Origin of the sequence: Jeotgalicoccus saudimassiliensis (assembly GCF_000756715.1) — a bacterium.
GTDB classification, from domain to species: Bacteria; Bacillota; Bacilli; order Staphylococcales; family Salinicoccaceae; genus Jeotgalicoccus; species Jeotgalicoccus saudimassiliensis.
Map to the genome: position 1 here is coordinate 91,207 of NZ_CCSE01000001.1, position 23,219 is coordinate 114,425.

16 protein-coding genes are annotated in these 23,219 nt (G+C 37.0%); 11 read left to right on the forward strand and 5 right to left on the reverse strand.

Annotated features, from left to right (window positions below; all coding sequences use genetic code 11):
• Positions 1 to 33 precede the first annotated feature (33 nt).
• The 6 genes from RZ44_RS00475 (at position 34) to hydA (ending at position 6,886) form a co-directional block, all read left to right on the forward strand.
• Positions 34 to 1,599 carry an ATP-binding cassette domain-containing protein gene (locus RZ44_RS00475; protein ID WP_035807399.1) on the forward strand — a complete coding sequence of 522 codons (1,566 nt, stop codon included), beginning with the start codon at positions 34 to 36 and terminating at the stop codon, positions 1,597 to 1,599.
• Positions 1,596 to 3,143, forward strand: coding sequence for an ATP-binding cassette domain-containing protein (locus tag RZ44_RS00480; RefSeq protein ID WP_035807401.1), 1,548 nt, complete (start codon positions 1,596 to 1,598; stop codon positions 3,141 to 3,143). The genes RZ44_RS00475 and RZ44_RS00480 overlap by 4 nt, the downstream gene beginning before the upstream one ends.
• Positions 3,144 to 3,370: 227 nt before the next feature.
• Positions 3,371 to 4,729: a hemolysin family protein gene (locus RZ44_RS00485; protein WP_035807402.1), complete on the forward strand. Its 1,359-nt coding sequence runs from the start codon at positions 3,371 to 3,373 to the stop codon at positions 4,727 to 4,729.
• Positions 4,730 to 4,817: 88 nt separating this feature from the next.
• Entirely contained in the window at positions 4,818 to 5,114 is a 297-nt protein-coding gene (locus RZ44_RS00490) for a hypothetical protein (protein ID WP_035807403.1), read from the forward strand.
• A gap of 69 nt (positions 5,115 to 5,183) precedes the next feature.
• Positions 5,184 to 5,498: a hypothetical protein gene (locus RZ44_RS00495; protein WP_035807404.1), complete on the forward strand. Its 315-nt coding sequence runs from the start codon at positions 5,184 to 5,186 to the stop codon at positions 5,496 to 5,498.
• Positions 5,499 to 5,500: 2 nt separating this feature from the next.
• Entirely contained in the window at positions 5,501 to 6,886 is a 1,386-nt protein-coding gene (gene hydA, locus RZ44_RS00500; protein ID WP_035807405.1) for a dihydropyrimidinase, read from the forward strand.
• A 58-nt stretch (positions 6,887 to 6,944) separates the two neighbouring features.
• On the opposite strand, the gene RZ44_RS00505 is transcribed toward hydA, so the two are convergent.
• Positions 6,945 to 8,237, reverse strand: a complete 1,293-nt coding sequence (locus RZ44_RS00505) for an NAD(P)/FAD-dependent oxidoreductase (RefSeq protein WP_035807406.1) — start codon at positions 8,235 to 8,237, stop codon at positions 6,945 to 6,947.
• A 181-nt stretch (positions 8,238 to 8,418) separates the two neighbouring features.
• On the opposite strand from RZ44_RS00505, the gene RZ44_RS00510 reads away from it, so the two are divergent.
• From RZ44_RS00510 to RZ44_RS00530, 5 genes are all read left to right on the forward strand, one after another.
• The gene (locus RZ44_RS00510) at positions 8,419 to 9,078 is read left to right on the forward strand and encodes a GntR family transcriptional regulator (protein ID WP_035807407.1); all 660 of its coding nucleotides are present in this window, start codon (positions 8,419 to 8,421) and stop codon (positions 9,076 to 9,078) included.
• Between the two features lie 47 nt (positions 9,079 to 9,125).
• Positions 9,126 to 10,556 carry a Na+/H+ antiporter NhaC gene (gene nhaC, locus RZ44_RS00515; RefSeq protein WP_035807408.1) on the forward strand — a complete coding sequence of 477 codons (1,431 nt, stop codon included), beginning with the start codon at positions 9,126 to 9,128 and terminating at the stop codon, positions 10,554 to 10,556.
• 182 nt (positions 10,557 to 10,738) lie between these two features.
• Positions 10,739 to 13,522 (forward strand): type I restriction endonuclease subunit R, encoded by a 2,784-nt coding sequence (locus tag RZ44_RS00520; protein WP_035807409.1) that lies wholly within the window; start codon positions 10,739 to 10,741, stop codon positions 13,520 to 13,522.
• Positions 13,523 to 13,586: 64 nt separating this feature from the next.
• Complete coding sequence (locus RZ44_RS00525) at positions 13,587 to 15,179, forward strand: type I restriction-modification system subunit M (RefSeq protein ID WP_052108991.1); 1,593 nt, start codon at positions 13,587 to 13,589, stop codon at positions 15,177 to 15,179.
• Positions 15,176 to 16,411 (forward strand): restriction endonuclease subunit S, encoded by a 1,236-nt coding sequence (locus RZ44_RS00530; protein WP_035807410.1) that lies wholly within the window; start codon positions 15,176 to 15,178, stop codon positions 16,409 to 16,411. The genes RZ44_RS00525 and RZ44_RS00530 overlap by 4 nt, the downstream gene beginning before the upstream one ends.
• A gap of 28 nt (positions 16,412 to 16,439) precedes the next feature.
• On the opposite strand, the gene RZ44_RS00535 is transcribed toward RZ44_RS00530, so the two are convergent.
• The 4 genes from RZ44_RS00535 to RZ44_RS00550 all read right to left on the reverse strand — a co-directional run bounded on the left by RZ44_RS00535 (position 16,440) and on the right by RZ44_RS00550 (position 23,156).
• The gene (locus RZ44_RS00535; RefSeq protein WP_035807412.1) at positions 16,440 to 17,366 is read right to left on the reverse strand and encodes a site-specific integrase; all 927 of its coding nucleotides are present in this window, start codon (positions 17,364 to 17,366) and stop codon (positions 16,440 to 16,442) included.
• 70 nt (positions 17,367 to 17,436) lie between these two features.
• On the reverse strand, positions 17,437 to 18,639 hold the full coding sequence (locus tag RZ44_RS00540; protein WP_331709026.1) for a restriction endonuclease subunit S: 1,203 nt from the start codon (positions 18,637 to 18,639) through the stop codon (positions 17,437 to 17,439).
• Positions 18,640 to 18,694: 55 nt separating this feature from the next.
• The gene (locus tag RZ44_RS00545; protein WP_035807414.1) at positions 18,695 to 21,910 is read right to left on the reverse strand and encodes a helicase-related protein; all 3,216 of its coding nucleotides are present in this window, start codon (positions 21,908 to 21,910) and stop codon (positions 18,695 to 18,697) included.
• Positions 21,903 to 23,156 (reverse strand): sigma-70 family RNA polymerase sigma factor, encoded by a 1,254-nt coding sequence (locus RZ44_RS00550; protein WP_035807416.1) that lies wholly within the window; start codon positions 23,154 to 23,156, stop codon positions 21,903 to 21,905. The genes RZ44_RS00545 and RZ44_RS00550 overlap by 8 nt, the downstream gene beginning before the upstream one ends.
• Positions 23,157 to 23,219: the final 63 nt, after the last annotated feature.

Sequence of the window (23,219 nt, forward strand, 5' to 3'; positions counted from 1 at the left end):
ATCTTCACGTTTTTTGTGTCTGAAGGTGAGAAAATGAAACTGAATTTAAACTTAAAACACGCTGTATTATACGGATTTATTGCGGTAATCAGCGTTGTATTCTATATCGCGTTCGGCCACCATCTGTCCCGTATACTGGAAAGTATCGTGATGGATACGGGCGTAAAACTTACAGCACCGCTCATGTACATGAGCGCGTTTTTTGTGCTGTTTATACTGACGGACAAATTATACAGCCTGTATACGAAAATCGTCGCGAACAAGTCGATTGAACTGAAAGCAAATCAGTTAATCGACCGTATCGACGTTAAAACACAGAGAGAATCAGAGAGTCTGATCAATGCACTGCTCGTGCATCTGGAATCATACCGCCCGTATGAAACATCGTTCGTGCCGACGATTATTAAAACGATGGTTAAAGTGACACTCATCATTGCGGCGTTATTTTTTATAGACGGATTTGCCGCATCGATACTGCTGTTTACGGCGCCGTTTATTCCGCTGTACTACGTACTGGTCGGGCTGCAGACGCAGGAGGAATCGGTAAAGCAGGCGACGCGTTTTGACAATATCGGGACGTTATTTTTAAATCTGATCCGCGGTAAAGACACGGTTAAAAATACGGATTCAAAAGAGACGGTCATTAACAGACTTGAAGATGATAACAAAGATTTCGTTAAAGAAACGATGCACATTTTAAAATATGCGTTCCAGTCGACGATGATGCTTGAGTTTATAACGATACTCGGTATCGGTCTTGTGGCATTGGAAGTGGCACTGCGGATTATTATATTTGAAAATATCTCATTTTATACTGCATTTTTCGTACTGCTCCTGGCCCCGGAATTCTACAATGCATTAAAAGTGCTGGGGACTGAGTTCCATAACGGCAAACTTGCGCTGGGGAGTTTTGAAAAAGCGCAGAATATTATAGACAAACCGAAGATGAATACATCTTACAGAGGACACACAGATCATTATTCTGCCGAAGCGGAAAATCTGACAGTCGGCCACGACGGCAAAGTGCTTCTGAACAATGCGGACTTTACATTCGATAAAACCGGACTGACTGCGATTACAGGTGAATCGGGAGCCGGGAAAACGACGCTGCTCCGCACGCTGTTAGGTCTGCATGAACCGGTGTCCGGACAGTTAAATGTACTGACGACGGATATCGGCTATGTCTCGGATCAGGTATATTTTTCCGATACGACGATTTACGAATACGTCTCGGCAAAGAACCATTCTGAAGATAAAGTGAACGATGTATTAAACAGGCTGAACTTATTTAACAGTATCGACAATCTGGAGCATGGGATTCACACTCCAATCGTGAACCATGACATTCCGTTATCGGGCGGGGAAATTGTCCGCCTTAAAATGGCGCGGGTGCTGATTAACAAACCTGCAGTGATTATTATGGATGAACCGACGGAGTTTCTGGATGCGGAAACCGAACAACTGGTTATGAAATATCTGACCGAACTGAAAGAAACATCTGCAATTATTGCAGTCATTCACCGCCGCCAGCTGCTGTCGATTGCTGACAGCCACTACGTTATGGATAACGGCGAACTGAAAAGAGGTGACGCAGTATGATGTATTTAAAAGGTGAAAGGATGCATATTTTTTACAGTATCGTTCTCGGCATTATCGGGGGCCTCGTCGGCGTGGCGATTTTCGGACTCAGCGGTTATATGATCAGCCTGAGCTTCTTTGAACCACCGTTTTTCTTAATTATTTTAATTATCGCGATGATTAAAATGTTCGGCCTGACTAAAGGTACTGCGAAATATATGGAACGTCTTTTGAGTCATGATGCGACGTTTAAAATGATCGGCAGATTAAGAGCGGCGTACTTCAAACAGTCGGTAAACAGTGCGGAGGATACGCACAGTGTACGCTACATTCAAAAGCTGACGAGCTACTTTGATGATATTGAAGATTACTATATCCGGATTATTTACCCGTATATCGTTGCGGTATTTATTTCGTTAATACTGACAGTGTTATCACTGCTCATCGATCCGAAACTACTCTTTATACTGCTTGTATCAGTACTGGTAATGCTTGTCGTTATGCCGACTGTCATCAGCAGTATTTCAGGGCGCTTTTACGACGACAGAAACAGAGCGGAAGATACGCTGTTTACGCAGCTGTACCATTACATTCACGATTTCACGAACCTGTTTGCCGTTAAAGAAGATAAACAGGTGAACCGGAACATTAAAAGGACTTATAAAAAAATTACTGACAATGAAAACAAAGAAGCTGTGCTCGATGCGGTCATTGATATCGTCAGTCTGCTGATTCAGCTCGGCGTTATTATTCTCGTTATTATATTGTTCAGCGGCGATTATCCGCTGTTAATACCGATGATTATTTTACTGCTGATGAGTTTCTTTGAACTGGCTGTTCCGGTCATTAAGCCGGCAAGCAGATACAAAGCGGTTAAGGCACGTGTCGAAGCCGTAAGCGATACCGAAAGAGCAGCTGAATCGGCAAAACAAACTGCACTGTCGCTGACAGATATGACATTCCGCTATCCGTCAACGAAACGCGATGTGCTGACGAACATTAATATCGATATTAAACCGGGTGAGAAACACGCATTGATCGGGGGAAGCGGTTCAGGGAAAACGACGCTCCTTAATCAGCTGATTAAACAGTCTGACGCAGGAATTATGCCGCAGCATCTGGACTTTTACAATGCGACGGTTCAAGAGAACATTACGATGTTTAACCACTTTGAATCCGAGGAAAGTGAAATGAGGGCACTGCTCGAACAATTTGAGCTGGAGCATTTTAAACCGGATGATTATATTACATCGGCGGAATATTTATCGCTTGGTGAGAAGAAGCGGATGCATCTGATTCGTATGTATATCGAAAACAGGAGTACCTGGATACTGGATGAACCGACGGCGAGTTTAAACACGCGCTTAAGAGATAAGATCTGGAATGAAATATTCCAAAAAGAAACGGTTATTGCAGCGACGCACGATTTGAGTCAACTTGAGCAGTTTGACTATGTGCATTACCTTGAAAACGGCACGCTTACCGAGAGTAAAAAAGTAACGGAGGCACTCGCGTCTGACGGACCTGTGTCAGAAGCGTATAAACGTTATCATGATGCATTGTAAAGATGAATTAAACGGGGACGATATCCTTATGAAACCGGATTTAATTATGATATAATATTATTAATTTAACTAATTTAGTGGAGGTGACGGCTGTTGGGAAGGTGTATCTGAAAAGAATTACAGAGAATACTCTGTTAAATAATATAAATTATCAAATTCAAAATCATGAACAAACGACCCTGGCGGTCACAAATTATCGGAGGTGAACCCCACAGGAGGGGAACTGATTGGATATATCCACTATAACTAATTTACTACTATTTATAATTTTAATCGGACTTACAATGCTTTTTGTAGGTTCGGAATTCGCATTTGTTAAAGCACGTATGTCGAGAATACACGCACTGGTTGAACAGGGAGACAAAAGAGCAATACGCGTAGAGAAAATGATCAACAACCTGGATTACTACTTATCAGCATGTCAGCTGGGTATTACAGTAACGGCACTTGGATTGGGTTGGATCGGGGAATCTACGTTTGAAGTAATCTTACATCCGCTGTTCAGCTTAGTCGGAGTACCTGATTCCATGCAGACAGTCACGACTGTTGCAGCTGCGTTTATTATCGTTACATTCATTCACGTTGTTGTGGGTGAACTTGCACCTAAGACAGTTGCAATTCAATATGCAGAAAAAATGTCGATGTCATTAAGCGGACCGTTATACTTCTTCGGTCTCATCTTAAAGCCATTTATCTGGACGATGAACGGTGCAGCAAGAGGACTGGTACGTCTGGTGGGTATTAAGGAAATGCCGACGGAACAGGCGCACTCGGAAGAAGAACTTAAAGTGATCATGACGGAAAGTTACCAGAGTGGTGAAATTAACCAGACGGAACTTGCCTATATGCAGAATATCTTCTCATTTGATGAGCGTACGGCAAAAGATGTTATGGTGCCGCGGACACAGATGATTACACTTGAAGAACCGGTGACGGTGGACCAGGTAATTGAAACAATTAAAGAATACAACTATACGAGATATCCTGTGACTGAAAGTAACGGTGACAAGGATAATATTATCGGCTTCATTAACGTCAGGGAGTATTTAACAAACCACGTCTCGGATGAACACGTCGCTGCAGGCGACTATATTCACGAACTTCCTGTTATTACCGAGTCATCGCGTATCAGCGATGCACTGGTTAAAATGCAGAGAGAGCGCGTGCATATTGCGTTAATCATTGATGAGTACGGCGGAACTGCAGGTATGGTTACAATGGAAGACATTCTTGAGGAAATCGTCGGGGAAATCCGCGATGAGTTTGACGAGAATGAAGAGGTGGATATTACTCAGGTTGATGATGATATTTACCACATCAGCGGACGTGTGCTGCTTGATGATCTGGAAGACGACTTTAAGATTGTGTTTGAAGACAGTGAAGATATCGATACGATCGGCGGATGGATGCAGAGCATTAATACCGACATCGAAGAAGGCGAGTATATCGATACGGAATTTGACCGCTGGCAGGTGCTGGAAGTTGAAAACCACTCGATTAAACAGGTTGCTTTCCTGAGAGATTATAACAGAATATCGGATGATGCAGCGTCTGAAGCAGATGCTGAGTCGGATGAGGAAAAATAATAATTAATGAGAAACCGGGACATCACTGTCCCGGTTTTTTTATATTAGATTATGGTAAAATGGAATCAAATATAATAGGTGATGGTCAGTGGAAGAAATCATTGGACTGGTCGCTGTTCTCTCAGCGTTTGGAATACCAGCTTATGCTATTTACAGATTCTTTAACCAGAGTGACGACAAAGTGGAAGCGAGAAAGCTGTATGAACAGAGACGACTTGAAGAGATTAAACAGGAAAACTACCTGCTTGAGAACGAATCGATGCGGATTGAACTGGATAAGATCAGAAAAGAAAATGCAAAGAAATTTAAAGCATTGGAGCATACAGGAAACGAACGCTGGCTGATTGAAGATAGTGAGGAAAAAGAGAAGGACAGAGCGGAATAATGCTTTGTCTTTTTTAATCAGCTGTGCTGCCTTATGTTAGACTGTAACTAAGAAAACCGGAGGGATGACATGGGGGTATTTGAGTTTATATTTTTCACGACTCTGGTAGTCGTAGGCGGTATTGCGAGTATTCCGTTATATGCAATGCGCCGTGGATACAACCAGAGCGACGAGAAACTTGAAATTAAAAAGCTGGTTGAGCAGCGTAAACTCGAGCAGATTAAGCAGGATAATTATCTGCTTGAGAATAAAGTGATGGCGCTCGAGCTTGAGAAAATTAAAGAAGAGCGGGAACTGCGGGAACAAAAAGCGCTGGGTGCGACAGAGAACCGCCGCTGGCTGATAGAAGACAGGAAAGAAGAGGAAATTGAAAAGGGGATGTAAGTATGAGCACATTAATTAAAAATGGGATTATCGTAACGACGGATAATGAATATAAAGGCGATGTTTTTATCGATGGGACTAAAATAGAAGCGGTCGGCAGACATTTAACGATGGAAGCGGACAAAGTCATCGATGCTGAAGGGATGTATATTTTACCCGGCGGTATTGATCAGCATGCGCACTTTTCGTTTGAATTTATGGGAGAGAGAACGAAAGGATTTGAAACGACGGATGCTGCGGCACTTGGCGGAACGACGACGGTGATTGAGTTCGTTAACCAGGAAGAGGGCAAAGGACTTGTTGAAACGGTTGAGGCATACCGTAAAGAGTGGGCAGAGGGTATCTCAATGGTGGACTACAGTTTCCACCCGGTGATTACGGACCCGACACCAGAAACGTTTAAGGACATTAAAAACCTGCCTGCTGCGGGATATCCGACGGTTAAGTTGTTTATGGCGTATAAAGGGCAGTTCTTCCATTCGGATGATGAAGCGGTAACGAATGCTTTGCTTGAAGCTAAAGATGCAGGTGTGACTGTAATGGTGCATGCTGAGAATGCAGACTTAATTGATTTAATGCAGAAAAAAGCGATAGCGAACGGGGAAACTGATCCGTACCATCACGCGTTGACACGTCCGCCGATTGTTGAAACGGAAGCGACGGAACGTGCGATTAATCTGGCGAGATTTGCTGAAGCACCGATTTATATTGTTCATGTTACGACTGAAGGTGCAGTGAACGCGATTAAAAAAGCGAAAGAAGAAGGACTGCCGGTATATGGTGAGACGTGTACGCAGTATCTGCTGTTCGACAAAGAGTATCTGGCGAAAGAAGATTTTGAAGGGTCGAAATATGTATGTTCACCGGCGTTAAGAGATAAGAAAGACCAGGAATACTTATGGAAATCGTTAAAAGACGGTTCGATCAATGCGGTAAGTTCGGACCACTGCGGATTTACGTTTGAGCAGAAGAAGATGGGACTGGATGACTTCAGGTTGATTCCGAACGGTACACCGGGACTAGAAAACCGTCTGCCGATGTTATGGACATACGGCGTTGAAGCGGGGAGAATTACGCGATCGGAGTTAGTGGATTACTACTCGACGATGCCGGCGAAAAATAATGGACTGGATCACCGTAAAGGATATATCGCTCCGGGATATGATGCCGATGTTGTGATATATAATCCGATGGTGGAGAAGAAAGTTACGGTGGAAGACAGCCTGAATGCACTGGACTATACGGTGTATGAAGGATTCGACCAGATCGGTGAATGTGATGCGGTGTTCCTGAGAGGCACACAGGTCGTTAAAGACGGTAAATACGTTGGTGAAAAAGGCCAGGGTGCGTTTATAAAAGGAACAGCATTTGGTACGGCGTTTAGATAGAGACATATAAAAAAGCAAAGCTGCTAAAGCTTTGCTTTTTTTAATTTCGATTATATAACTAAGAAATAATATCCTTAAATTTCATGTAGTTTTCCGCCATGTTCAGCATGAGATTTTTCTGGCTGTGGAAAGGAATAGTTTCCAATTTGAGTTTGGACAGACTGTTATCGAGCTTCGATTCATTTGAAATGGCATCAGAAATTACTTTTCCAAGCAGTGTAGACATCGCGGCACCATGTCCGCAATATCCCGTTAAATAATAAACGCCTTCATTTGTTCTGCCGACATGAGGCATGAAATCCATAGTAAAGGCAGTAGTGCCTGCCCATTTATAATCAATTTTTACCGATGATAATTCAGGAAATACACCAACCATGTTTTTTCTGAGGATCTCGTATAAACTTAAATCATTTTGAGAATCCTGCTGCTGCCCGAAGCTGACTCTTCCTCCAAACAATAGCCGCTGATCAGTGGTTTTTCTGAAGTAATATAAAAAGTTTTTAGTGTCACTAGCCACCCTGTTATTTGGAAGTATTGAATTGAACGTTTCATTATCCAGCGGTTCAGTTGTAATAATATGACTGTCTATAGCCATTAATGAGCGAGTGAGGCCTTTGTGGGTATCGTAAGTCGAATATCCGTTTGTAGCCATTACTATGTTTTCAGAAGTAATTGAGCCGCCTTCTGTTCGCACAGTAAACTTACTGTTCTCCTTCTTAATCGACAGAACTTTAGAATTTTCATAAATTGAAGCACCGTGCTTTTCAGCAGCATTGCTTAAACCAATGGCATAATTCAAAGGGTGAAATGAGAAACTGTTCATATCGAGTAGGGCACCGTAATTATAAAGTGGTGAATTAATTTCTTTCTTTAAATCAGATGCATTAATAATCTCAGTTTCATAATTAAAGTGTTTATACATATATTCGTTTTCATGTTTTAGTGATTCAAAGTGTTTTTCTTTGTATGCCAGCTTAAGGCCGCCTTTATAATCAATCGAACAATCAATATTTTCACTTTTTGCAACCTGATCCACAAGTTTGATGCAGTCTCTGGACATTTCCAGTAATTCTTTGGCCTGATTCATTCCATGTTTTTTAGCAAGGCTCATAATAGAATTTTTGTATCCTGTTGTGAGCATGCCTGCATTTCTCCCGCTGGCTCCCCAGCCGACTGAATTCTGTTCTATAAGAGTAACCTTAATCCCCTGTTTAGCTAAAAAGTAAGCAGTAGACAAGCCGCTGAACCCTGCGCCGATCACTGTAACGTCAGTATCATGATTCCCCTTTAATTCAGGATAAGCTTTTTGTTTATTCTTCGTATTCTCCCAATATGAATTGACAACAGACATTTAATTTTACCCCTTTCTATAAATTATTTTGTATCAGTATATTGTATACAATTATATATGTCAAAATAGTTTTAATAATAAGAAATTTTAAAGCGTTATTTGACTTTACAGCAAAAGTGTATATATAATAGCCAAACAGTATGTTGAAACCGTATACAATTATTTTTGAAGGAGTGATATTATGCGGAATAATAACTCTGAAACTATAGCCTATGAGCAAATTAAAAAAGCTATATTACTAAAGAAACTTTTACCGGGTCAAAGGCTGACCGAACAGTGGCTAAGTGAAAACTTAAAAATGAGCAGGACCCCGGTAAGGGCAGCGCTAAAAAAACTTGAAGAAGAGCGATTAGTGGAGCTGATTGCCAATCGCGGAGCATTTGTTTATAAACCCGATATGCAGGAAATTAAAGATGTTTTTGATGTCAGGATTTTGCTGGAAAGTCATGCGGCTAAAATGGCAGCAGAGCATATAAAGGAAGAGGATATCGAAAAGCTCTATCTACTGTTGGACGAGGAGAAGAAGTCCTACAGGGAGAAAAACTTTGAAAAGTTCATCGAGGTGAACAGTGAAATTCATTTAATGCCTGCTTTAATAACGGAAAACAAAGTTTTGATACATCAGGTCCGTTCACTTATTCACTGGAGTAACTGCTACATTATTTTAAAAGACCCTTTTTACGAACGGTCGGAAGACACAGCGATGAACATTCCAGAGCACGAAAACATTGTGAAAGCATTGGAATCAAAGGACGGCAAAGCGGCTGAAAAAGCAGTCAGAGTGCATCTGAATACGACGCTTAAGTCATTGGATAACCCGATATCAATATTTGATGTGTAGAGCGTGTTTATAAATACGAATTATCTTCAAACTATAAGGGGGATTTTATGAAAAAAAGAGAAGTAACTTTTTTTGAATCGATATTGTCATTACTCTTAATGGTCTTTTTTGTTTTTGTAGGCTATTTAATATTCGGCTTGCGTGTTGAGTTAATGATGGTTGCAGCTGCTATTGGTGCAGGACTGCTCGCAAGGCGTGCAGGTATGACATGGCATGAAATGGAGCAGGCTATCAGTAAACGTATCACAGGGGCAACGCCGGCCATACTGATCATTTGGATTATCGGAGTTGTTATCGGTACATTTATTTTCAGCGGCTCAATACCAATGCTGATTTATTATGGGATTAACGTGATTAATCCGGAGTATTTACTGGTATCTGCGTTTCTGTTAAATGTGCTGTTCTCGATTATCACAGGATCTGCATGGGGTTCGGTTGGAACGATGGGAATAGCAATGATGAGTATCGCCGCAAGTATTGGCGTCCCGCTTCATATTACAGCGGGAGCTGTTATTAGTGGTGCGATATTCGGGGATAAGTTATCACCATTATCGGAAACTACCAATCTGGCATCAGCAACCGCCGGTGTTGATTTATATGAACATATAAAATCAATGCTATGGACAACAGTCCCTGCCTCAATCATATGTTTAATTGTGTTTTTCATTACAGGATTGAACTTAGGGATTTCTGCAGGAGCGAATACATCAGAAGCAACTTTAATATTAGATGAGCTGGACCAGATTTTTAACTGGAATATCCTGTTACTGCTGCCATTTGTAATTATTTTAATTGGTGCACTAATGAAGAAACCGCCAATTCCGGTGATGCTGCTGGGATGTATTGTGTCATTAATATTAGGGGTTTTTGTACAGGGATTCTCATTGCAGAGCGGAGTGACAGCAGCTTACAGTGGATTTAATATAGAACTGCTTGGAATTCTGGCAACAGCAGAATGGTCGGAATCACTAATGACTCTGTTAAACCGTGGCGGACTCTTATCCATGGTGGGAGTAATAATCATTATATATGCCGGTTATTCGTATACATCGATTATAAGTGAAGCGGGTTTCCTGGAAAGAGCGTTACATCCACTGACATCTAGAGTTAAAAACCGCGGACCGCTTATGTTAACGACAATCTTTACATCGCTAATACTTCTTGTGTTCTCGGGGACTTCTTATACTGTAGCGATAATCATTCCGGAAATGTTTAAAAAGCCGTTCAGGAAAGCCGGAATGGCTGCGAAGAACTTATCGAGAACGATGGAAGACGTTGGTACGGTTATGGCAGGACTTGTGCCGTGGGGAACGTCAGGTGCGTTTTACATCAGCACTCTCGGAGTTGCCATTTATGGATCAGACGGCTATGCCGTATGGGCGGTTATGACATATGCAACACCGCTCGTCGCAATATTCCTGGCCTTTACGGGAATCGGTATCTATAAACTGAGCAAAGAAGAAAAAGCGGAAGCATAAAGTAAATATTTATAGATTGACCCACCACGTGTAAAGCATTCTTTACACGTGGTGGGTGTTTTGTTATTGACTAAAAATCATCAGTGCAGATACTTCTAAATCGAACAGAAAATGACAATAAAATTCTAATAATGTAGTACAATAGTAATAACTACCAATATTTATTAAACGAGGGTTGTTTTATGGGATATCAGAGCGAGGCAGCACTTGAAAATCAAGTAATGGAACAGCTTGGACGACAAGGTTTTGAAAATGTGAAGCTGTATTCCATTGAAGCAATTATTGATAACTTCAGAAAAATATTGAATGAGCGACATCAGGATAAATTGAATGGTAAACCTCTCACTGACAGTGAGTTTGACCGTTTGATGACTCAGATTAACGGTAAAAACGTATTTACCAGTGCTCAGATATTACGCGATAAGTTTGTTCTCAGAAGAGATGATGAGACGGATATTTATCTGGAATTTTTCAGCAAAGATTCATGGCGTAAGAATATATATCAGGTAACAAATCAGGTTGCAGTGAGTGATAAGTATAAAGGACGTTATGATGTCACAATTTTAGTGAACGGACTGCCTGTGACGCAAATTGAGCTTAAACGCAGTGGAGTAGCAATTGAGGAAGCGTTCAATCAGATTGAGCGTTATAGAAGAGATAACTACAAAGGTCTGTTTAAGTATGTCCAATTATTTATTGTGAGCAACAGCCAAAATACACGGTACTTTGCCAACAGTGACAAAGAGATTTATAAGAGCAGTATGTTTTATTGGTCAGATGATCAGAATAATACTATTAACAGACTGTCGGATTTCCTGGGGGACTTCTGTACACCATGCAGACTGTCGAAAATGATCAGCCGATATATGATTATTAATGAGACGGACCACAACTTAATGGTCATGCGGCCTTATCAGGTCTATGCAACAGAAGCATTGATTGAGCGTGCTACGGAGACAAATAATAACGGATATATTTGGCACACGACGGGAAGCGGGAAAACACTGACTTCATTTAAGGCAAGTCAGCTGTTATCCGAAAGACCGGAAATACAAAAAGTAATATTCCTCGTAGACCGTAAAGACCTTGATGCACAAACAATGTCGGAGTTTAACAAGTTCCAAAAGGACTCAGTGGATTTCACGACTAATACGGCAAAACTGGAACGTCAGCTAGCGGACAAGTCTCAGCCGATGATTGTAACAACAATTCAAAAGCTGAATAATGCTGTTAAGAGAAACAACAGTGTAATGGACCAGTACAAAACAGATAAGGTTATATTCATTATTGACGAGTGTCACCGATCGCAGTTTGGAGACATGCATACTCAGATTGCCAAACACTTCACGAATGCTCAATTCTTTGGATTTACGGGTACCCCGAGGTTCGAAGAGAACAGAAGTGCAGACGGCAGAGCTACAGCTGATATTTTTGATAAGTGCCTGCACTATTACTTAATTAAAGATGCGATACGAGACGGAAACGTGCTGGGTTTCTCCGTAGAATATATCAACACATTCAAAGGAGAAAATCCGTTTCTTGATGATGAATATGTGTCTGGAATAGAAGCGAATAAAATATGGTTGGCAGATGACAGAATTAATCTGGTTACAGACCATATATATAATATCCATTCCAAAAAGACAGCGCAAAAGGAATACTCGGCAATTCTCGCGACTCAAAGCATAGAAATGGCGATGAAATATTACGATACATTTAAAGCGCGTGAAGCGGAGCATAAAAAGAAAAAGTTAAAAGTAGCGACTATTTTTTCTTATGAAGCTAATCAGAGTTTACGGGAGGGCGAAATCAAGGAAGCTGGTAAAGATCAGCTTGCCCGTGTTATTGCTGACTATAACGAGATGTACAATACCAACTTCTCACTTGAGACCTATGATGGATACTTCAATGATATTTCCAAGCGTGTTAAAAAAGGGCTCAAAGGTGGAAAAATAGATGTACTTATAGTTGTTGGTATGTTCCTCACAGGGTTTGACAGTAAAAAGTTAAATACGCTGTATGTGGACAAAAACTTAAGACATCATGATTTAATACAGGCCTATTCAAGAACAAACCGTGTAGAGAAGAAAACAAAACCATACGGGAACATAGTTTGCTTCAGAAATCTTAAGCAGGAAACTGATGATGCAATTAAGCTGTTCTCGAGAACAGATGATACTGATACAGTACTTCAGAGACCTTATGAAGAATACCTGGAAGAATTTAAACAGGCACTGGTTGTGTTAAAAGGCATTGCACCAAGTCCAATCGATGTTCCACGTATTGAAAAAGAAGAAGAAATTAAATTCTTCGTTGAAACATTCAGAAGGCTGAGCAGAGCATTGGTTAAACTGAAAACATTTATGGACTTTGAATTTAAAGAAGAAGTCACCGGCATCGATTCACAGGAACATCAGGATTACCGCAGTCATTATATTGATTTGTATAATGAGCATATTAAAAAACCTGATCCTGAAAAAGCATCTATCCTGGATGACATTGACTTTGAGATTGAGATCATCCGGAACGAAATGATTAATGTGAGCTATATTATAAATCTGATTAATAATATTGATCTGGAAGACAAAGATAATCAGCGACGTGAAATTGCGAGTATCAGAAACATTCTGGACGGTGCGGATGATGAACAGTTGCGCCTGAAGTCAGAACTGATTAAAGAGTTCCTGGATACAGTGGTTCCTACACTTGGTAAAGACGCAAACGTTGCAGCGGAGTACCTAGATTTTGAAGAAGAGCAGCGAATCAGAGAAATACAGGAATTTGCAAAAGAGAATGACTATTCGCAGGAACAATTAAATACTCTGTTATCAGAGTTCCAGTTCAGCGGACAAGTTTACCGGAAGGATATAGAGGAAGGTATCTCCGGTTCGTTCTTAGTGAGACGTAAAAAAGTGGATAAGATTCAGAGCTACATCCGCGAAGTAACAGAGAAATACGGCGTTTAAATTAACTCTCAAGTAAAACTTGAGGGTTTCTAATATTTGTTTTACAGGAGGAAACTTTTCAATGATGACAGTAACAGAAAAGCAAAGACAGCAGCAGGCTGAATTACAGAAAAAACTATGGAGTATCGCAAACGACTTAAGAGGAAACATGGATGCGAGTGAATTCCGTAACTATATACTAGGATTAATTTTTTATAGATTCTTATCTGAAAAGATGGAAGAGGAAGTTGAAAGGTTATTAAGAGAAGATAATATAACTTTCAGCGAAGCTTGGGAAGATGAAGAAATAAAAGAAGCATTATCGGACGAACTTATCAAAAGAATAGGGTATTTAATTGAACCGGAATTCCTGTTCAGCAGTTTAGTAAGTGATATTGAAGCGGGTAAATTTGATATAGAGCAGTTGTCTAAAGCAATAAATAAAGTAGAGGAATCTACACTAGGTACAAAGAGTGAAGATGACTTTGTTCATTTGTTCTCCGATATGGATTTAACATCTAACCGATTAGGTAATAACGTTTCTAACCGTACGAAGTTAATTTCTAAAGTCATGTTGAATCTAGCAGATTTACCGTTTGTACATAGTGATATGGAAATTGATATGCTCGGTGATGCTTACGAGTATATGATTGGTCAGTTCGCAGCAACAGCTGGTAAAAAAGCTGGAGAATTTTATACTCCGCAGCAGGTTTCTAAATTATTAGCAGAAATTGTTACGACAGATAAAGAGGATTTACGCAGTGTCTATGACCCGACATGTGGATCCGGTTCATTACTATTACGTGTAGGTCGTTTAGCTCATGTAAGACACTATTATGGGCAGGAATACAATAGTACGACATATAACCTGGCGCGAATGAACATGCTGCTGCATGATGTGAACTTTAAAGCTTTCTCTATAGAAAATGGAGACACTTTAGAAGAACCTGCATTCCCAGACGAGAAGTTTGATGCGATTGTAGCGAATCCACCATACAGTGCGAAGTGGAGTGCTGATCCATCATTCTTAGAAGATGAGCGTTTCAGTAACTATGGTAAATTGGCACCAAAATCTAAAGCAGACTTTGCATTTGTTCAACATATGATTCATCACTTGGATGATGAAGGGACTATGGCTGTTGTTTTACCGCATGGTGTACTTTTCAGAGGAGCTGCTGAAGGAGTTATCCGTAAGTATCTTATAGAAGAGAAGAACTATCTGGATGCGATTATTGGTCTGCCTGCGAATATTTTCTTTGGAACGAGTATTCCAACAACGATTCTAGTCTTTAAAAAGTCACGTGAGACAGAAGATGTGTTGTTTATAGATGCATCACAGTCATTTGAAAAAGGTAAAAACCAAAACCATATGTCTGATGAAGATGTGGACAAAATAATTGAAACATATAGAAATCGTGAAGTTATAGATAAATACAGTTATGTAGCAACGCGTGAAGAGATTGAAGAGAATGAATATAACTTAAACATTCCGAGATATGTCGACACGTTTGAAGAAGAAGAGCCAGTAGATATAAAGGCACTTCATGAGGAAATTAAAACTATCAATAAAGAAATAGCTGAAGCGGAAGCAAGTCTGCTTGAAATGTTAGATGAGCTTGAGGGTGATGAAGACGGAATGGCACTTATAGAAGCAACGAAAGAGGTGTTTCGTCGATGAGTAAAGAAGAAAGAAAAGTCCCTGAACTGCGGTTTAAAGGCTTTCATGACGATTGGGAACATCGTAAGTTAAACGACGTCCTGTTACAAATGAAAAGTGGATTGTCACGAAAACTATCTGTAACTGATATTGGTCTACCTGTTATTCGTGCTAATAATATAAACAATGGAAAACTTGATTTAATTAATGATATAAAATATTGGTACGTACACGATCCACAAGGTGCAAAAACTTCTAATTATTTGGTGAAAAGAAATGATATACTTGTTAATTTTATAAATAGTGAATCAAAAATGGGAACAACAGCAATAGTGTTAAAAGAACCAGTGAGAGATACAATTTATACGACTAATATAATGAAATTAAAAGTAAATACAAAAGAATATCATCCTTATTTTATATTTCAACAAACATTAACAGGTAAGTATAAGAATTATATTAAAATCATTACGAAACCCGCAGTGAACCAATCTAGTTTTACTACTGTAGATTTTAAGAAGTACAATTTTCACGTACCTAATTATAATGAGCAACAAAAGATTAGTAGTTTACTTCAAAATTTTGATAACTTAATTACCCTTCATCAGCGTAAATATGTAAATCTCGTGAAATTAAAAAATGTATATCTTAAGAAAATATTTAATCAGCAATTAGTATTTGAAGACGGAAAGAATGATTGGAAAGAGATAAAATTTAATGAATTCATGTATAGACCTAAAAATTTATTAAAAGCCAAAAATATCGGTAAGAATGAACTTTTAACAGTCAAACTTTTTGGAAAAGGTATAACGATAGCCAATCAAAATCGAGCACTTAAGCTTGGAGCAACAACATACTATAAAAGATACGCAGGAGACTTCATTTACGGCAAACAAAATTTTTTTAATGGCGCATTTGGTTTTATAGACAAAAATCTCGATGGTTATTATAGTTCTGGAGACGTTCCAACATTGAAATTCAATTCAGAAATTATAGATAGATATTTTTTCTTAAGCTATATTTCAAGAGAGAATTATTATAAGCGAACAGAAGCATACTCTTCAGGTACAGGTAGTAAACGTATACACGAAGATACATTATTAGATTTTAAAATAAAAGCCCCAATAATATCAGAACAAAGAAAGATTGCCAATTTAATGTGTGAAATCGATGATTTAGTTAATGATTATTCACAAAGGTTGAAATATCTTAGTGATATTAAATCTCTGTATATTAATAAAATGTTTATCTAGAGAGAATAATTCTCTCTAGATGTTTTTATTACAAGGTAGATAAATGTCTTATAATTTTATCGTTATCCTGATTATCTAACTCTTTAATTATATGCAAATATGTTTCCTGAGTAGTTATCATACTGGAGTGTCCAAGTCTTCTTGCTACACTGGCGATAGATACACCTGCAAAAAGTAATAAAGAGGCATGTGTATGTCTAAGTCCATGGATTGAAATAATGGGGATATCAGTTTTAATACATAATGCTCTCAATCTATTATTTACCATAGAATTATAGATTCTACCTTTAACGAATATAGGTTTCTCAGGGTCTAATTCTCTAATCATTTGTGAAAACTGCATTGCTACCTGCCAATCCATTATCACTTTACGGTTTGATGATTTATTTTTAGTTTCCTGCATGCTCCCTTTTGAAGATTTATAATCCCAAGTCTTTTCTATAGAAATACTTTGTTTCGAAAAGTCAAAATCATTTGGCGTTAAGGCAAGCGCTTCTGAAAAACGTAATCCCGTTTTAGCAACAAGCAGGATAAACCAATCCCAATTAATCTGATTATTAAGATCTAAGTTTTTAAGTAATCCCTGTAGCTCAAATTGATTAAGAAATTTTATCTTCTTAGGTTTCGGCTTTCTTCCTTTAATAATAACTTTACGGGTAGGATTTTTATCAATAATTCCCTCATCCACGGCATCAAGTATTGCCCCTTTTAACTGATGATGAAAATCCATTGTTGTTTGTTTCTCATGAGTAAAAGCGTAATCATTTAGAATCTGCTGGTAACTTTGGCGATCTAAATCATACATACGTAGATTAGGTGCCAATAACTCCAACTTTTGAAGAGTCATATAGTACTTATTTAAAGTCACATCACGAACAGCTCCGACTTTGTATAATTCGATCCAATCTTCGAAATATCTAAAAAATAATTGATTCTCTTTCTTTTTCACTGACATAAAAAAACCCTCCTAAAATGTAACGTTGATTAATAAATCAACGTTACTGATTTTAGAAGATTTGAAGTGATTATAAAAACATTTTGCGGAGGTATTCCCCTTTTAATTCTTGTAAAATTTTAATTTTCTTTTTTCGTAATTGGAGGTTTAGAATTAGTAACTTAAAAAATTCTCCTATATAAACTTGTTCCTCATATATTGGTAATTTAAGTTTAATATCCATAGCTTTTATCTTAGATATATTATATCTGGAGACCCCTTGTGCTAATATATACATTTGTTTCCTAAAACTATCACTACGTAAAAGATTAGCTAAGAACAAGTGGTCATATTTCATTACAGGTCTAAAGCCAAAACAGAAACTATTCAAATAGACATTAGGTCTATTATCTAACCATACGGAAGACATTCCGACCTCGTTAGGTGTTTCTGATGAAACAGTGAAGAGGATGTCGCCATATTGTAAACTATTTTGCTTTGGATCTTTCATTATTTTATCAGTAAGTGATGTGTCGGCAATTGGATTGTTAAACACATTTAGATACGGAACATATTCTGCATCCCCATGTCCAAAATCATCTTTTGTTTTACCGGATAGGCTTGTGAATGTATTGCCAATATCTCCGAGTCTTGATTGATTCCATTGATTACTATAATTTATATTTCGTATTTTAGGTGTGTTTTCTTCTAGATTAGCGGACATTTTAGATTGAAATATTTGAAATATCTGATGAGTTTTAGTAATACTTTCCTGATGAAGAGAAGCTAAGTTGTCCACCTTACATATTAAATCTTTAATTTTTTTCTGCTCATCAATGCTCGGGAATTTTATTGATAATTTTTTAAAATTACTTCCATGTAAATGAACAATAGTTTTTCCTTGAGCGTATTTAGATAGTCTCTTTTTCGTATTACCATGTGAAAGTGTTAGAGCTAAAAAAGTATTATTTAAAGAACTTTTAGGTGTAACTATATTTAAATCACTACCCAATATTATGCCTTGAGAAGTTACTGATGCCGCTATTGATATGTCCTCAGAAGATTCTCCAGATGCAGGTATTATTACCTCATTACCTTTACTGTAAATAGATCCTGATTTCGGATGTACGAATTGATTAGTAAAACTAATTTCAGACGTATAGTTTGTATATAACTGCCCATAAAGTATTATTTGATTTCCTTCATTAATCAAATCTTTCTTACTGTAAAACTTCCCCTTTGATATTGAAGATACCTTAGAAAGTTCACGCTGTTCCCAATCATAAATATGAATGGCTAACTCTGGATAATATTAAAAAAGCCTAGGATATTTCCTAGGCCTTTTCATATTAATCTTTATGAATTGCATGCTGTACCTTAGAAGGTATCTGCCCAAAGAAGTAGTCTTCAACAACTCTCCAAAATTCATTTGTATAGTTTTGTTGTTTTTCTTTAGGATTCTCCCCATCTACTTCCAGTGAGAATAAATGCTTATACATTTCTAATGCTCTTAAATAAGTAAAGTACTGATCAGTTAGAATTTTATTGTTATATTTATTAGGGTTTTCGACAAAACGTTGCATTTGCGCAATAGAGTTAATTCTTAATGAAATACTAGGTTTATTACCCCCATTTAATTCAAATGCTAAAAGACCAAAAGTTTCTAAAAATCCAAGCAATATATTCTGATAATCTGTTTCTTCACTCTTATAAATTCTAGGAAGATAATAATTTGTAAATGGACCTTTATCATGTTTTGCTACTTTATTAATTAATTTATTGAGAGAGTCTTTAAGTAGTTCTAATAAATCTTCATAGTTATTAGTAATTTTATATTTGTCATTATCATAGCGTGTAATGGACCTGGTATTTTTTATAGAATCTAGTTGCACCAGAGTACTTAAAATTATAGAGGCATACTTTTCTGCTGTTCGATCTTTTATAGACATGGTTCTTGATAATTTTGATTTAAATTCTTTAATAGTGAAGTGGGACTGGGATGTGGCAAATGATCGTAAAGATTTTTCAGTATTACTAATAATATTATCAAGTTTTTGTGTAATGTTTTCTTCTGAAACCGAAGGTTCAAAGATTACTTTATACTGTATAGCAAAAGTTAAATTTCTTAGTATGGGATCTCTACGAATCTCATCTCCACGTTTGGCAAGGAAGAATTTAAATTGTCTGTATGAGATAGTGCTAAAGTTTTTCTTCCAATAATCTTCAGTTCGAAAAATATATATTGCTTGATAAAAAGAGTTTTCTAAATTTGAGATTTTAGAAAAATATCCTCTATATCTTGGGCTTTCTATTTGATTAATCAGCTCTTTATTTGCAATGACATAGTCTTGGCTGTTAACGGAGCCTGGTCTTGAAACAAATGGAGGGTAGTTTAATTTGTCCCTAAAATCATTTTCAATGGTGAGCAGGGCAAGTTTAACTTTCTTTTCTAGCTCATCGTCAGTTTGATCATCATCATCTTTATTAAATAAGTAGTCAAAGGACTCAATATCTATATTTAAGTGTCTCTTATTTCCTGATTTCTTATAAAGAGTCAGGATTTTATCCATCACATCGATTAATTGATTTTTTTTTGTAGATGATAAAGCCCTTAACTGTTTGTATTCGTTGAAATCTCTATTCGGTAAATAATCTAGCATTGCTAAACCATTCATGCCTTCTTTTCTAGCAACTCGGCCAATCTCTTGAATATAATCTAACAGATTTCCGGTAATGGCATAGTGGTAAACAATTTGAATGTCAGGTATATCTATTCCCATACCAAAAGCTTTTGTAGCTAGCATTATATTGCTATTTCCATCTTTAAAAGCTTTGAAATTTATTTGTTTATCTTCAGGTGTCAATTGCCCGTGATAAGTAGTAACTTTATCTTCTAGATCTGGACTTAAGCCAGAAATGTACTTACTAAAATGTCGTAAACTAGAAACGGTTGGGAAATAAATAAGCATCTTTTTTTCGTTCTTAACAACTTGCTTAATTCTAGTTAAAGTTGCGTTATGTTTAATACTTATTGCATCATTTCCACTTTTTTTCTTTTCATCATCTTGAATTTTCTTGACGTTGATTGAAATATTGTCTTTCTTAACTCTACCTATATATTGAATCGGTGATACTAGATTTAGTGATTTTTTAATTTCACCATACATATCATCTGGTCCACCAATTATAGCAGTAGCGGTAAATGTGACTATTGGAAAATGATGTTCTTTACGAAGTTTATTTAAATAACTGCCCATATACCAATAATCAACACGGAAAGTACGTCCCCACGTAGTAATTGTATGAGCTTCGTCTACTACAAATAATCCAATTCTTCTATCACCGATGAGATCTTGAATATCAGATCTATTTATTAAAGTTTCAATAGAAATGTATAGTAAATCAATTTTACCGTCCTTAATATCCTGAGAAATAACTGCTTTTTCGGTCGGTGTGAGACCTGAGTTTATTGTTTTGGCATTGTTGATTTCTCTCTTATTTAAATTTTCAACTTGGTCATTCATTAAACCAATCAATGGTGAAATAACTAATGTTAAGGGATTTTCATCAGGATATTTTTTACTAATATAAAGGGAGGGGACTTGGAACATAACAGATTTCCCTGCACCCGTAGATGACGTTACAAAGATATCACGAGGAGTTGCTCCTTCGATTGAGGATTCCATCTGTGTGACAATATCATCAATGATTTGTGCCTGGCTAATTTTTGAAGCTTCTCGCTTTCGTGTATCGGTATATATATCTAAATTTAAGAAGCTGTCATATCCCCAATATTTGTTTAGAATTTCCTGATATTCTTTTTCTCGACTAATAATCTTTTTCTTTTGCTTGGGATGATAAATATAAAAAGAGTGATCCTCTCTATATGAAGATAAGGCTTTTACAACGTTGAGAACTTCTTCTGTAATAGTTGAGCTTATCGCAATAATTTGTTTGTTATGAGAATCTACAAATTGATTTAACTCCACTATAGTCCTAGGATCACCGTTATATTCAAATGAATAATTAAATGAAACATCATCTAATTCGTCTTTATCATCGAGATCCTTGTCTATATTATAGAAGCCATATTGAACAAATTTATTCAACAGATCGTCATCTATACTTATAAAGTATTCACCATTTATATTATGGATTGAAGGATATACTGAATTTATAGCTTCATCTATTGGAGTTGCTTGATAATCATCATCTTCATATAAAGATTTATAATACAAATCAATATTACTAAAGGAATGATTATAAGGATAAATTGAAATAAATTTATTATTATATAAGATCGATATATCGTTATCATCTAGAAGAATATTGATGAGGTCTCGAAACTGGATGAACTCTTCATAAGTGATCCATTTTGGCGAGGTAATATTTTGGAAATTAGAAATAAAATCTCTGGATTGTACTTCAGAGTTTAGGAATTTATCTAATCCATTTGCAATTGGTATATCTAATAGTTTTTCAGGAAATACTTTCAACTCTTCTTCAGTAAATCCTACTAGCACTGTTAGCTTAGTTTTTATTAGGTCTATAAACCCTTCAGACATTAGAAAACTCCTCCAAATATTCATTGAACTTTAATTTCGTAAATTGATTTTTTAACTTTCTAAAAGACCTTGCCTCTATTTGTCTAACTCGCTCCCGAGTTACATTCAACTCTGTTCCGATTTCTTCCAAAGTCATCGGTTCTTTATTATTTAACCCTATTCTCATTGAAAGAATATATTTTTCTCGCTCATCAAGTCTATCATCGAAGATTACATTAATTTCGTCGAGGAATGAACTTCTCATTAATTCTTCATCAGGAGTCTTGATGTAATCTCCATTAATTCTATTAGAAGCATCGACAAAGCTCTCCAGTGGAGTGGATTGGTCTTCACCTACTAAATGATGTAAAGAAGCGATCCCTTGATTAAATTGTTTATCAATTCTTAAGAAATTCATAATTGTGTCTTCGCTCATGTCTAGAGCGGTCATACTATAATTAACTTGCTCCATGAAATCATCGTTTCCGGATTCTTTAAAAGCTTTATTTAGTGAGTTTATTTTGTCGTGAATATGAACAGGCAGACGGATAGTTAGTTTATAATTAGCAATATCTCTAAGAATATTTTGTCTTATCCAAGTAGTAGCATAAGTAGAGAACTTATATCCGAGTGTTGGATCAAACTTCTGTATAGCAGTCCTCAAACCACAGTTCCCGCTAGAAATTAGATCATCTATATCGAGTATCGAATTTTCAACTATTTTTTCATAGTGAGAAGCAATTTTTTGTACAAGTCCTTGATTTGCCAGTATTATTTGCTCAACTGTATCTATATCTTTTTCGGTATTATTAGTATTTAATCTATCAAAGTAAACTTCGTTATAATCATGATGAACTATTACATCAGTGAGTTCTATATCAGCCATTTCTTTGAAGTCATCACTATCTTCTAGGTCTGTAAGGAAATCAAAATCATCATCCATTTCAGTATCTTTAATTTCATCAGGAACACTAATATTTTTATCTTCTGAATTATTTTCTTCCGGAGATGAAATATTCTGTTGTTGAACTGTACAATCACCATCTATTTTTGCTATTTCATCTTTAGACTCAAATTGAAATCCGAGTTTTTCAATGAAATTTATTCCTTTTTCTTTATCAAAAAATAACTTCTCATAGAGGTAAGCACTGGTGATAGATATTCTCCCATCATTGACATCTGACAAGAAATCTTCGAAGTCAAACTCTAATATCTTTTCATGAGAATTATTAGTAAAAAACTTTACTAAATCAACTTCGTTTTTCATAAAACTCACGTCCTATTAAATTTAATATTCTGATTATGTTAACTTAATTATACCTGATTAATT

Bases quoted from the DNA above. Each gene is read 5' to 3' on its own strand.
- RZ44_RS00475 (WP_035807399.1), top strand. From the start codon at position 34: ATGAAACTGAATTTAAACTTAAAACACGCTGTATTATACGGATTTATT.
- RZ44_RS00480 (WP_035807401.1), top strand. From the start codon at position 1,596: ATGATGTATTTAAAAGGTGAAAGGATGCATATTTTTTACAGTATCGTT.
- RZ44_RS00495 (WP_035807404.1), top strand. From the start codon at position 5,184: ATGGGGGTATTTGAGTTTATATTTTTCACGACTCTGGTAGTCGTAGGC.
- hydA (WP_035807405.1), top strand. From the start codon at position 5,501: ATGAGCACATTAATTAAAAATGGGATTATCGTAACGACGGATAATGAA.
- RZ44_RS00505 (WP_035807406.1), bottom strand. From the start codon at position 8,237: ATGTCTGTTGTCAATTCATATTGGGAGAATACGAAGAATAAACAAAAA.
- RZ44_RS00510 (WP_035807407.1), top strand. From the start codon at position 8,419: ATGCGGAATAATAACTCTGAAACTATAGCCTATGAGCAAATTAAAAAA.
- nhaC (WP_035807408.1), top strand. From the start codon at position 9,126: ATGAAAAAAAGAGAAGTAACTTTTTTTGAATCGATATTGTCATTACTC.
- RZ44_RS00520 (WP_035807409.1), top strand. From the start codon at position 10,739: ATGGGATATCAGAGCGAGGCAGCACTTGAAAATCAAGTAATGGAACAG.
- RZ44_RS00525 (WP_052108991.1), top strand. From the start codon at position 13,587: ATGACAGTAACAGAAAAGCAAAGACAGCAGCAGGCTGAATTACAGAAA.
- RZ44_RS00530 (WP_035807410.1), top strand. From the start codon at position 15,176: ATGAGTAAAGAAGAAAGAAAAGTCCCTGAACTGCGGTTTAAAGGCTTT.
- RZ44_RS00535 (WP_035807412.1), bottom strand. From the start codon at position 17,366: ATGTCAGTGAAAAAGAAAGAGAATCAATTATTTTTTAGATATTTCGAA.
- RZ44_RS00545 (WP_035807414.1), bottom strand. From the start codon at position 21,910: ATGTCTGAAGGGTTTATAGACCTAATAAAAACTAAGCTAACAGTGCTA.
- RZ44_RS00550 (WP_035807416.1), bottom strand. From the start codon at position 23,156: ATGAAAAACGAAGTTGATTTAGTAAAGTTTTTTACTAATAATTCTCAT.